We start from the raw sequence: 11,975 nt of genomic DNA on the forward strand, positions 1-11,975 counted from the left end.
ACAAACGAAGACGGCGTCTGCCGTTGTTTGACGGTTGCTTGGCTTCACTCCGCACCGCGTAGCAATCAGGTGGTCGGAGCGCTTTCGATCCTGTGTGGGCATCGCGTTCACGGGTGGCTCGATGCATGTTCTGCTCGGAGCCGACGCGACGATTCCCCTGCTGGTCGCACCCATGGGCGGGTCTGCCGTCTTGCTATTTGGCGTCCCGGCGAGCCCGCTGGCCCAGCCATGGTCGATCATCGGCGGCATTCTCGTTTCGGCTGCCGTCGGCGTCGCGTGTGCGCGCTGGATCGTCCATCCTGTCGAAGCCGGAGCGCTAGCCGTGGCGCTCGCGATCTGCGCGATGTTTGCGCTGCGTTGCATGCACCCGCCCTCAGGCGCGGTCGCACTGACTGCCGTGCTGGGTGGTCCGGCGATTCATGCAATGGGCTACGGTTTCATCCTCGTACCGATCGCCGTGCCGACATTCAGTTTGCTCATCGCCGCGATCGTCTTTCATGCGCTGACTGGACATCGCTATCCGCATGTCGGCGCGCAAAATCCGACCCAAGGTGCGAATGCGTCGATGGGGATGCCCTCGGGTTTCACGCGCGGCGATCTGGAAGCGGTGCTTAGGCGGCGCAGCGAATGGCTCGACATTGACACCGACGATCTCGAATCGTTGCTGCGCGACGCGCAGTTGCAAGGGTATGCCCGCGTGTTTAGCGAATTGACCTGCGCAAATATCATGTCGCGGCCGCCGATTTCCGTACCGGCATCCATGAAGAGAGAAGCCTCACGGCGTTTGCTGCTAAGACACCGCGTAAAAGCACTGCCGGTCACCGACCCGGCTAACCGGGTGATCGGTAGCGTTGCGCTGAGCGATCTTGGGGACTTTGGGGGCGTGGCGAAGCAAGCTTATCGAGTGCATAAGCGATGGCTAATCCAAAGCATAAGAATCTTTAATTTTCGTTAATTGTCGAAGCCACCCATCATGGCTTAAGCCTTAACGGAGCCAGGGTTTCGAAGCGGGTGCCAGTGCAGCGCGCCACGATATCGATCAGCTGTCCTGATGGCAACGCGCGCAGGAGTTTACCCGGAACGGTCTTCAAGCATCATGGCTGTCCCGCGTAGACGGGCAGGTGTTTTTATCAGGCAAGCGAACAAGTCAATAGACGGAGACAATGAACGTGGCACACACTGAAACAGCCTTTAGCGGCTATACGGCACGCCGGCATAACCGTTGGGTCCAACTGGCGGCCGGCATCGCGTGCATGGGGCTCATAGCAAACCTTCAATACGCGTGGACCCTCTTTGTCGTCCCGATGGACGCCAAACATCACTGGGGCCAAGCAGCGATCCAGTTGGCGTTTTCGATTTTTATCGTTACCGAGACCTGGCTGGTGCCCGTCGAAGGCTGGCTGGTGGACAAATTCGGTCCTCGTCCGGTGGTGATCGGTGGGTCGATCTGCGCGGCGCTCGGCTGGGTTCTCGATGCCTATGCGCCGAGTCTGCCGGTGCTTTACGTCGCTGCTGTGATTGCCGGTGTCGGAGCAGGGTGTGTGTACGGCACCTGTGTGGGCACGGCGCTCAAGTGGTTTCCGGACAAGCGCGGGCTGGCTGCGGGTCTGACTGCGGCGGGCTTTGGCGCCGGCGCGGCGCTGACGGTGATTCCGATTTCCAACATGATCCAGCGCTCCGGCTACGAGCATGCGTTAGTGTTCTTCGGCGTGTTCCAGGGCGTCTGCATTCTTCTGCTGGCAACCTTGCTGGTGCGCCCGAAGCCGCCGGCGCATGCGGCGGGTGCCAAGCGCATTGTCGCAACGAAAACTGACTACACGACCAAACAGATGGTTCGTGCACCGGTTTTCTGGGTGATGTACGCCATGTTCGTGTGCGTCGCGTCAGGTGGGATCATTGCTACAGCTCAGATCGGTCCGATCGCCAAGTCATACGGTTTTGCGACGATGCCGGTCAGCGTGCTGAGCGTGACGTTGCCGCTGCTAGCGATGACGCTGTCGATCAACAATCTGTGCAACGGCTTCACACGCCCGTTATGCGGTTTCATCTCTGATCGGATCGGGCGTGAGAACACCATGTTCATGACCTTTCTCGGACAAGGGCTGGCTTTGTTGGGGCTGATGCATTTTGGCCATAACCCCTATTTGTTCATCACGTTTTCCGGGCTCGTCTTTCTGTGCTACGGCGATGTCTTCTCGAACTTTCCGGCAACCTGTGCCGACACGTTTGGTGGGAAATATGCCGCAGGCAATGCCGGCACGCTCTATACGGCCAAAGGCACCGCCGCGATGATGGTGCCAGTGGCTTCGCTGTTGGCGGCGCAAGGAGGCTGGAACACGGTGTTCGTCTTCGTTGCGTGTATTTCGATGTTGGCCGGCGTGTCGGCGAAGGTCATCCTGTATCCGATGCGACGCCGCTGGATTCTGAACTCTGCTGCGCCCAGCAAAGTATCGGAAGACGACTTTCAACCGTTGCCTCTCGGTTCGCATGAGTGAGTGCCATTAAAGAAACGCGGGTGTTCGCAATGCAATGTCGGATCCGAACGTGAAGGCATCCCAATACCGCTCCGCAGGAGAACATCTTGGCCGATTTTAGTGAGTTGATTGAGCGGCATAGTCGCCGTGGTGGTTCCCTGCTTGCCGTGCTGCACGCGATCCAGGACGAACTCGGCTTTGTGCCGCCCGACGCGGTTGCGCCGCTCGCGCGTGCGCTGAACCTGTCGCGCGCTGAGGTGCACGGCGTCATTACCTACTATCACCACTTCCGCACGCAGCCCGCCGCAGCCGTCACCGTGCAACTGTGCCGCGCGGAAGCCTGCCGCAGCATGGGCACCGAAGCGCTCGCGCAGCATATCGAGGCGCACACCGGTTGCCGCTTCGACGCCGGCCATCAGCATGGCGCGACGGTGGAGCTGGAGTCGGTGTATTGCCTCGGACAATGCGCGCTGTCGCCGGCGCTGGTGCTCAACGGCACGCTGCAAGCCAAAGTCACGCCGCAAAAATTCGACGCGATTTTCGCGGCCGCCAGCAAGTGCGTGGAGGTGACGGCATGACGCGCATCTACGTCCCCCGCGATTCGTCGGCGCTCGCGCTCGGCGCCGATGCGCTGGCCGAAGCGATCGAAACCGAAGCCGCGCGCCGCGGCATCGAGATCGAACTGATCCGCAACGGTTCGCGCGGGTTGCTGTGGCTCGAACCACTCGTCGAAGTCGCCACGGCCAAAGGCCGCATCGGTTACGCGAACGTCGAAGCAGGCGACGTGGCCGCGCTGTTCGACGCCGGCTTCGTCGAAGGCGGCGAGCATGCGCGGCGCGTCGGCGTGGTCGACGAGATTCCGTATCTGAAGAAGCAGCAGCGCCTGACCTTCGCGCGGATCGGCATCACCGACCCGCTGTCCATCGACGATTACGTCGCGCACGGCGGCCTCGAAGGCCTACGCAACGCCCTGCAAACCGACGGCGATGCCGCCTGCGAAGCGCTGATCGAATCCGGTCTGCGCGGCCGCGGCGGCGCGGCCTTCCCGGCCGGCATCAAGTGGCGCACGGTGCGCGGCGCGAAAGCCCCGCAGAAGTACGTCGTCTGCAACGCCGACGAAGGCGACTCCGGCACCTTCTCCGATCGCCTCGTGATGGAAAGCGATCCATACATGCTGATCGAAGGCATGCTGATCGCGGGCGTCGTAACCGGCGCGACGGTCGGCTACATCTACGTGCGCAGCGAGTACCCGCATTCGATCGCGACGCTCGAAACGGCCATCGCCCGCGCGCGCGCCGCCGGCTGGCTCGGCGACAGCGTGCTCGGCTCGAGCGCGCATCGCTTCGAGCTGTTCGTCGCGAAAGGCGCCGGCTCGTATGTATGCGGCGAGGAAACCGCGCTGCTCGAATCGCTCGAAGGCAAACGCGGGATCGTCCGCGCGAAGCCGCCGGTGCCGGCGCTCGCCGGCCTCTTCGGCCAGCCGACCGTGATCAACAACGTCATTACCCTCGCCACCGTGCCGATCATCTTCGCGCGCGGCGCGGCGTTCTATAAAGACTTTGGCATGGGCCGTTCGCGCGGCACGCTGCCGTTCCAGCTCGCCGGCAACGTGAAGCAAGGCGGCCTCGTCGAACTCGCGTTCGGCGTGACGCTGCGCGAACTGCTCGACGACTACGGCGGCGGCACGGCGAGCGGCCGGCCCGCGCGCGCGGTGCAGGTCGGCGGTCCGCTCGGCACCTATCTGCCGCCAAGCCAGTGGGACATTCCGATGGACTATGAAGCCTATGCGGCGGTCGGCGCGGTGATCGGCCACGGCGGTCTGGTCGTGCATGACGACACGTCGAACCTTGCCGAACTCGCGCAGTACGCGATGCACTTCTGCGCACTCGAATCGTGCGGCAAGTGCACGCCGTGCCGGATCGGCTCGACGCGCGGCGTCGAGGTGATCGCGCGGATTCGCAGCGGCGACACGTCGACGCGTCAGGTGCAATTGCTGCGCGACCTGTGCGACACGATGGTGTCCGGCTCGCTGTGCGCGATGGGCGGCATGACGCCGTTCCCGGTGCTGTCCGCGCTCGACCATTTCCCCGAAGACTTCGGTCTCGCCGACGCGTCGCCCGACGAGTCCCATCACGCGCCCAACGCGGCCGCGGCCTGACCCAGGAGCCCACCATGTCCGACGTGCTCAACTCTCCCGCTGGCGGCTGCGGCTCCGGCCACTGCGCGTGCAAGGCGCAGGCGCAATCACAACAACGCGCGGCACGCCCGCTGTTCGACGACACCGACTATGGCACGCCCGCGCGTCACGCCGACGTTGACGTCACGCTGGAAATCGACGGCGAGGCGGTGACGGTTCCCGCCGGCACCTCGGTGATGCGCGCCGCCGCCGAGGCCGGCGTCAACGTGCCGAAGCTGTGCGCGACCGATTCGCTCGAACCGTTCGGCTCGTGCCGCCTGTGCCTGGTCGAAATCGAAGGCCGGCGCGGTTATCCCGCGTCGTGCACGACGCCGGTCGAAGCCGGCATGAAGGTGCGCACGCAAACCGAGCGTCTGCAATCGCTGCGCCGCAACGTGATGGAGCTGTACATCTCCGACCACCCGCTCGACTGCCTCACCTGCCCCGCCAACGGCGACTGCGAATTGCAGGACATGGCGGGCGTGACCGGCCTGCGCGAAGTGCGCTACGGCTTCGACGGCGCGAATCACCTGAAGGACCGGAAGGACGAGTCGAACCCGTACTTCACGTACGACCCGTCGAAGTGCATCGTCTGCAATCGCTGCGTGCGCGCGTGCGAGGAAACCCAGGGGACGTTCGCGTTGACCATCGCGGGGCGCGGCTTCGAATCGCGCGTGGCGGCCAGCGAGAACCAGCCGTTCATGGAATCGGAATGCGTGTCGTGCGGCGCGTGCGTCGCCGCGTGCCCGACCGCGACGCTGCAGGAAAAGTCCGTCATCATGCTCGGCCAGGCGGAGCATTCGGTCGTCACCACCTGTGCGTATTGCGGCGTCGGCTGCTCGTTCAAGGCGGAGATGAAGGGCAACGAGGTCGTGCGGATGGTGCCGCACAAGAACGGCCACGCCAACGAAGGCCACGCGTGCGTGAAGGGCCGCTTCGCATGGGGCTACGCGACGCACAAGGACCGCATCACCAAACCGATGATCCGCGCGAAGATCACCGACCCGTGGTGCGAAGTCAGCTGGGACGAAGCGCTCACGTACGCGGCCTCGGAATTCCGCCGGATTCAGGCGAAGCACGGGCGCGATTCGATCGGCGGCATCACGTCGTCGCGTTGCACGAACGAAGAAACCTATCTGGTGCAAAAGCTCGTGCGCGCCGCGTTCGGCAACAACAACGTCGACACCTGCGCGCGCGTCTGCCACTCGCCGACCGGCTATGGCCTGAAGACCACGCTCGGCGAATCGGCGGGCACGCAGACGTTCGCGTCGGTCGATAAAGCCGACGTCATCATGGTGATCGGCGCGAATCCGACCGACGGCCACCCCGTGTTCGGCTCGCGTCTGAAGCGCCGCGTGCGCGAGGGCGCGAAGCTGATCGTCGTCGATCCGCGGCGGATCGATATCGTCGATACACCGCACGTGAAGGCGTCGCATCATCTGCAATTGCGCCCGGGCACCAACGTGGCCGTGGTGAATGCGCTGGCGCATGTGATTGTGACCGAGGGCCTGCTGAACGAAGCGTTCGTCGCCGAGCGTTGCGAAACGCGCGCGTTCGGGCAGTGGCGCGATTTCGTCGCGCTGCCGGAAAACGCACCGGAAGCGACCGAAGCGGTGACCGGCGTGCCGGCCCAGCAGGTGCGCGAAGCTGCCCGCATCTATGCCACCGGTGGCAATCCCACAGGGACTTGCAGAGGTCGTGCGGCAATCTACTACGGCCTCGGCGTCACCGAACACGCGCAAGGCTCGACGATGGTGATCGGTATCGCCAACCTCGCGATGGCGACCGGCAACATCGGCCGCGAAGGCGTGGGCGTGAATCCGCTGCGCGGCCAGAACAACGTGCAGGGTTCGTGCGACATGGGCTCGTTCCCGCACGAACTGCCGGGCTACCGCCATATCAGCGATACCGTCACGCGCACGCTGTTCGAGGAAGCGTGGAACGTGACGTTGCAGCCGGAACCCGGCCTGCGCATTCCGAACATGTTCGACGCCGCCGTGCACGGCACCTTCAAGGGCCTGTACTGCCAGGGCGAAGACATCGTGCAGTCGGACCCGAACACGCATCATGTGTCGGCGGCGCTGTCGTCGATGGAATGCATCGTCGTGCAGGACATCTTCCTGAACGAGACCGCCAAGTACGCGCACGTGCTGCTGCCCGGTTCGTCGTTCCTCGAAAAGGACGGCACCTTCACCAACGCGGAGCGCCGTATCTCGCGCGTGCGCAAAGTCATGCCGCCGGTGCCGGGTTACGCCGACTGGGAAGTCACGGTGCTGCTCTCGCGCGCGCTCGGCTACGAGATGGACTACACGCATCCGTCCGAGATCATGGACGAGATCGCGCGGCTCACACCGACCTTCCACGGCGTGTCGTACCAGAAGCTCGACGAGCTCGGCAGCATCCAGTGGCCATGCAACGAGGACGCGCCCGACGGCACGCCGACGATGCACGTCGACACCTTCGTGCGCGGCAAGGGCAGGTTCGTGATCACGAAGTTCATCGCATCGCCGGAGAAGGTTACGCGCAAGTATCCGTTGCTGCTCACGACGGGCCGCATCCTCTCGCAGTACAACGTCGGCGCGCAAACGCGCCGTACCGAGAACTCGCGCTGGCACGACGAGGACCGGCTCGAACTGCATCCGCACGATGCCGAAGAGCGCGGCATCAAGACCGGCGACTGGGTCGGCATCGAATCGCGTGCGGGACAGACCGTGCTACGCGCGAAGGTGACCGAGCGGATGCAGCCGGGTGTCGTTTACACGACGTTCCACTTTCCCGAATCGGGCGCGAACGTGATCACGACCGACAGCTCGGACTGGGCGACCAACTGTCCGGAATACAAGGTGACCGCGGTGCAGGTGATGCCGGTCGAACAACCGTCGCAATGGCAGCAGGACTATTCGCGCTTCAACAGCGAGCAGCTCGATCTGCTGAAGCAGCGCGAGCTGGCCAGCACGACGTCGGGCAAGTGAGGCGAGCGATGGACAATCAGAACCTGATCGACATGGCGAACCGGATAGGCGATTTCTTCGAATCGATGCCGGACCACGAAGAGGCGCTCACCGGCATCGCCGATCATATCCGCCGCTTCTGGGAGCCGCGCATGCGGCGCGCGTTGCTGGCCGCGCTCGATACTTCAAACGAAGGGACGTTGTGCCAGATTGTTCAAGAGGCACTCGCGGGCCACCGCGCTGAGCTGACACCAGATCAAACATAATCGCCCAGCGTAGGCGTGCGCCCGCAATACCGCTAAGGGCTAGGCCGTACCGGCGTAAAAATTCGCGCCACCCACGCCGAAATAGATGCCCATGTCGGCTCGACAGCATTCGTAACTTCAAAACAGGGAGAGACAGATGAAGATCTGTGTTTATGGCGCCGGAGCAATTGGCGGGTACCTCGGCGCGCAGCTCGCACTGGCAGGAGCCGACGTTAGTTTCCTCGCGCGAGGCCCGCACCTCGCCGCCATGCAGGCGAACGGCGTACGTCTGCAGATCGATGGCGTGGAGCGTGTCGTCAAGGTGCGTTGCTCGGCGGATCCGCGTGAACTCGGGACGCAGGATTACGTGATCGTTGCACTGAAGGCGCATGCGGTGCCGGGCGTGGTGGGTGCGATGCAGCCCTTGCTGCGACCCGACACGGCGGTTGTTACCGCGGTGAACGGGATTCCTTACTGGTATTTCTACAAACACGGCGGCGAATTCGCCGGCACCACGCTCGACAGCGTTGATCCGGGCGGCAAGCAGTGGAACGTGCTCGGGCCTGAACGTGCGATCGGTTGCGTGGTGTACCCGGCAACCGCAATCGTCGAACCGGGCGTGATTCGCCATGTGTACGGGAAGAAATTCCCGATCGGCGAGCCCAGTGGTGAGCGCACTGGGCGAGTCCAGAGGCTGCACGAAATCTTTATTGCTGCGGATCTGGACGCACCGATCCGCGACAATATCCGTGACGAGATCTGGCTGAAATTGTGGGGCAATCTCTGTTTCAATCCGATTAGCGCTCTAACCCACGCAACGCTGGACGTTATCACGAGCGACCCGGCGACACGCGCGGTGTCGCGGACCATGATGATGGAAGCGAAAGCGATTGGTGACCGTTTTGGCGTGCATTTCCGCGTGGATGTCGAAAAGCGTATCGATGGCGCGGGTGCGGTTGGTGCGCACAAGACCTCGATGTTGCAGGATCTCGAAGCCGGCCGCCCGATGGAGATCGACCCGCTGCTCACCGTTGTCCAGGAGATGGGCCGGCTGGTCGGGCAGGCGACGCCGACCATAGACACAGTGCTGGCGCTGATCAAGATGCGCGAGCGGATCGCCCAGCAAATGCCTGTTCGGTTTGCGCCTCTAGAACGCAAAAACCGGGTGACAGAGGTGTCGCAAGCTGCATAGATCCAGAGATACTACCGAAGACAACGCTTAGCGTTGCCAGACTGCTGACAAAGCCCTGGCGTCGGCCCGGATTTCGATTCGACCGCCGGGATACTCCTACACATCGATGTAGCGACCGATCAGCAGACTCAGGAAACGTTGCGCACGGCGCTCGCGTTCGATGTGGACCCCGCGATCCTCATCGACTCAAACGACGGCGTGGAGCCGCTGGCGGACGCGCGGTATCTCAGGGGCGATCCAGCACCTCGCGGGAATGAAGGACAGCAAGGTGATCGTCGCGATCAACAAGGATCCAGAAGCCTCGGTCTTCAGTGTGGCCAACTATGGGCTCGTCGGCGATCTCTTCGAAGCGGTGCCAGCCGTTGCCAAGGCGTTATAGAGCCGTGGACTTGCTGCGCAATTGCTTGCAGGCAGTACTAGCGTTTCACGGCGAGAATATGTACGCCCCGTACCGAAGATGAGCCTTCCTTAGCCAACATAAACAAATGCAATCCAACTCTCAGACTGAAGGGAATCACGCATGAAGATTCACGAGTACCAGGGTAAGGAAATCCTGCGGAAATTCGGCGTCGCGGTACCGCGCGGCAAGCCGGTCTTCTCGGTGGATGATGCGGTCAAGGCCGCGGAAGAGCTGGGCGGCCCGGTGTGGGTCGTGAAGGCTCAGATCCACGCGGGTGGCCGTGGCAAGGGCGGCGGCGTCAAGGTCGCCAAGTCGCTGGAACAGGTTCGCGAGTACTCGAACCAGATCCTCGGCATGCAGCTCGTCACGCACCAGACCGGTCCGGAAGGCCAGAAGGTGAACCGCCTGCTGATCGAAGAAGGCGCCGACATCAAGAAGGAACTGTATGTCGGTCTCGTGATCGATCGCGTTTCGCAGAAGATCGTCGTGATGGCGTCGAGCGAAGGCGGCATGGACGTCGAAGAAGTCGCGGAAAAGACGCCTGAGCTGATCCACAAGGTTGCCGTCGATCCGTCGACTGGCCTGAAGGACCCGGAAGCAGACGACCTCGCGAAGAAGATCGGCGTGCCCGACGCTTCGATCCCGCAAGCTCGCGCGATCCTGCAAGGCCTGTACAAGGCATTCTGGGAAACCGACGCATCGCTCGCCGAAATCAACCCGCTGATCCTGACCGGCGACGGCAAGGTCATCGCACTCGACGCGAAGTTCAACTTCGACTCGAATGCGCTGTTCCGTCACCCGGAAATCGTCGCGTACCGCGATCTGGACGAAGAAGATCCGGCTGAAATCGAAGCGTCGAAGTTCGACCTCGCGTACATCTCGCTCGACGGCAACATCGGCTGTCTGGTGAACGGCGCCGGCCTCGCAATGGCAACGATGGACACCATCAAGCTGTTCGGCGGCGAACCGGCGAACTTCCTCGACGTCGGCGGAGGAGCGACGACCGAGAAGGTCACCGAAGCGTTCAAGATCATGCTGAAGAACCCGAACCTGACCGCGATTCTGGTCAACATCTTCGGTGGCATCATGCGCTGCGACGTGATCGCGGAAGGCGTGATCGCGGCGTCGAAGGCCGTGTCGCTGAAGGTGCCGCTCGTGGTCCGCATGAAGGGCACGAACGAAGACCTGGGCAAGAAGATGCTCGCCGAATCCGGCCTGCCGATCATCTCGGCGGACAGCATGGAAGAGGCGGCTCAGAAGGTCGTCGCAGCTGCTTCGGGCAAGGCGTAAGCCAGCTGTCCACGGCGCATTTACCAGCTCATTTGCCAGGTTTACGAGTGGCGGCGCGCAAGCGACACAGGCGTGAAGCATCGCGCCGAGTGGCGCTACCGCGCGACGCCAAACGAACAGAGGTCAATACATGTCGATTCTGATCAACAAAGACACCAAGGTCATCACGCAGGGCATCACCGGCAAGACCGGTCAGTTCCACACACGTGCTTGCCGTGAATACGCAAACGGCCGCGAAGCGTACGTCGCGGGCGTGAACCCGAAGCGCGCCGGCGAAGATTTCGAAGGCATCCCCATCTACGCGAGCGTCGCTGAAGCCAAGGCTGAGACGGGCGCGACCGTGTCGGTGATTTACGTTCCGCCGGCAGGCGCTGCCGCCGCCATCTGGGAAGCAGTCGAAGCCGACCTGGATCTCGCAATCTGTATCACGGAAGGCATTCCCGTGCGCGACATGATCGAGATCAAGGACCGTATGCGTCGCGAAAACCGCAAGACGCTGCTGCTCGGACCGAACTGCCCGGGCACGATCACGCCGGACGAGCTGAAGATCGGCATCATGCCGGGTCACATCCATCGCAAGGGCCGCATCGGCGTCGTGTCGCGTTCGGGCACGCTGACGTATGAAGCAGTCGGCCAGCTGACCGCGATCGGCCTCGGCCAGTCGTCGGCAGTCGGCATCGGCGGCGACCCCATCAACGGTCTGAAGCACATCGACGTGATGAAGATGTTCAACGACAATCCGGATACGGACGCCGTCATCATGATCGGCGAAATCGGCGGTCCGGACGAAGCGAACGCTGCTGAGTGGATCAAGGACAACATGAAGAAGCCGGTGGTTGGCTTCATCGCTGGCGTCACGGCGCCTCCGGGCAAGCGCATGGGCCACGCCGGCGCGCTGATCTCGGGCGGCGCGGACACCGCTGAAGCAAAGCTGGAAATCATGGATGCCTGCGGCATCAAGGTCACGAAGAACCCGTCGGAAATGGCGCGTCTTCTGAGGTCGATCATCTAGCCGGCCGACGGCCGGGAAGGTCGGAGAAGCTGCTACTGGTTGCAGGTTTTGATGTGATCGGCCATGATGGGTTTTCACCGTATCGTCAGGACTGAAAACGGTTACGACAAGACTGAATTGAAGACAGGATTGAGGTGATAAAGGCTGAGTTTGACAAGGTGGGCGTGAGCTGGATCACGACGCACTGCGCCGGAACCGAAAACCTCAGCGACGCCGTTCGATTAGCTGCGGCAGT

The 11,975-nt window shown here is 62.8% G+C and carries 8 protein-coding genes and 3 pseudogenes; all 11 read left to right on the plus strand.

All coding sequences use genetic code 11. From position 1 onward, the window contains the following. Positions 1 to 34: 34 nt before the first annotated feature. Positions 35 to 940: pseudogene (locus OKW41_RS31345) on the plus strand (HPP family protein); the annotation flags it as partial. Positions 941 to 1,163: 223 nt separating this feature from the next. After that, entirely contained in the window at positions 1,164 to 2,495 is a 1,332-nt protein-coding gene (oxlT, locus tag OKW41_RS31350) for an oxalate/formate MFS antiporter (protein WP_429575053.1), read from the plus strand. 83 nt (positions 2,496 to 2,578) lie between these two features. Beyond that, the gene (locus OKW41_RS31355) at positions 2,579 to 3,052 is read left to right on the plus strand and encodes an NAD(P)H-dependent oxidoreductase subunit E (RefSeq protein WP_429576511.1); all 474 of its coding nucleotides are present in this window, start codon (positions 2,579 to 2,581) and stop codon (positions 3,050 to 3,052) included. Further along, entirely contained in the window at positions 3,049 to 4,632 is a 1,584-nt protein-coding gene (locus tag OKW41_RS31360) for a formate dehydrogenase beta subunit (protein WP_429575054.1), read from the plus strand. Before OKW41_RS31355 ends, OKW41_RS31360 begins: the two co-directional genes overlap by 4 nt. Positions 4,633 to 4,646: 14 nt before the next feature. After that, positions 4,647 to 7,622 carry a formate dehydrogenase subunit alpha gene (fdhF, locus tag OKW41_RS31365; RefSeq protein WP_429575055.1) on the plus strand — a complete coding sequence of 992 codons (2,976 nt, stop codon included), beginning with the start codon at positions 4,647 to 4,649 and terminating at the stop codon, positions 7,620 to 7,622. 8 nt (positions 7,623 to 7,630) lie between these two features. After that, a complete protein-coding gene (locus tag OKW41_RS31370; RefSeq protein ID WP_429449891.1) occupies positions 7,631 to 7,867 on the plus strand; it encodes a formate dehydrogenase subunit delta in 237 nt (78 codons plus the stop codon). Between the two features lie 136 nt (positions 7,868 to 8,003). Beyond that, positions 8,004 to 9,038, plus strand: coding sequence for a 2-dehydropantoate 2-reductase (locus OKW41_RS31375; RefSeq protein ID WP_429575056.1), 1,035 nt, complete (start codon positions 8,004 to 8,006; stop codon positions 9,036 to 9,038). Positions 9,039 to 9,161: 123 nt separating this feature from the next. Continuing rightward, positions 9,162 to 9,269: pseudogene (locus OKW41_RS31380) on the plus strand (electron transfer flavoprotein subunit beta/FixA family protein); the annotation flags it as partial. After that, a pseudogene (locus OKW41_RS31385) lies at positions 9,259 to 9,417 on the plus strand (electron transfer flavoprotein subunit alpha/FixB family protein); the annotation flags it as partial. The pseudogenes OKW41_RS31380 and OKW41_RS31385, both read left to right, overlap by 11 nt. Positions 9,418 to 9,558: 141 nt before the next feature. Continuing rightward, complete coding sequence (sucC, locus tag OKW41_RS31390) at positions 9,559 to 10,728, plus strand: ADP-forming succinate--CoA ligase subunit beta (protein ID WP_429451608.1); 1,170 nt, start codon at positions 9,559 to 9,561, stop codon at positions 10,726 to 10,728. A 130-nt stretch (positions 10,729 to 10,858) separates the two neighbouring features. Next, entirely contained in the window at positions 10,859 to 11,740 is an 882-nt protein-coding gene (sucD, locus tag OKW41_RS31395; protein ID WP_429575057.1) for a succinate--CoA ligase subunit alpha, read from the plus strand. The last annotated feature ends 235 nt before the right edge of the window (positions 11,741 to 11,975 follow it).

Origin of the sequence: Paraburkholderia sp. UCT70 (assembly GCF_050434085.1) — a bacterium.
Taxonomy (GTDB): domain Bacteria; phylum Pseudomonadota; class Gammaproteobacteria; order Burkholderiales; family Burkholderiaceae; genus Paraburkholderia; species Paraburkholderia tuberum.

Bases quoted from the DNA above. Each gene is read 5' to 3' on its own strand.
- sucD (WP_429575057.1), top strand. From the start codon at position 10,859: ATGTCGATTCTGATCAACAAAGACACCAAGGTCATCACGCAGGGCATC.
- OKW41_RS31370 (WP_429449891.1), top strand. From the start codon at position 7,631: ATGGACAATCAGAACCTGATCGACATGGCGAACCGGATAGGCGATTTC.
- sucC (WP_429451608.1), top strand. From the start codon at position 9,559: ATGAAGATTCACGAGTACCAGGGTAAGGAAATCCTGCGGAAATTCGGC.
- OKW41_RS31375 (WP_429575056.1), top strand. From the start codon at position 8,004: ATGAAGATCTGTGTTTATGGCGCCGGAGCAATTGGCGGGTACCTCGGC.
- oxlT (WP_429575053.1), top strand. From the start codon at position 1,164: ATGAACGTGGCACACACTGAAACAGCCTTTAGCGGCTATACGGCACGC.
- OKW41_RS31360 (WP_429575054.1), top strand. From the start codon at position 3,049: ATGACGCGCATCTACGTCCCCCGCGATTCGTCGGCGCTCGCGCTCGGC.
- fdhF (WP_429575055.1), top strand. From the start codon at position 4,647: ATGTCCGACGTGCTCAACTCTCCCGCTGGCGGCTGCGGCTCCGGCCAC.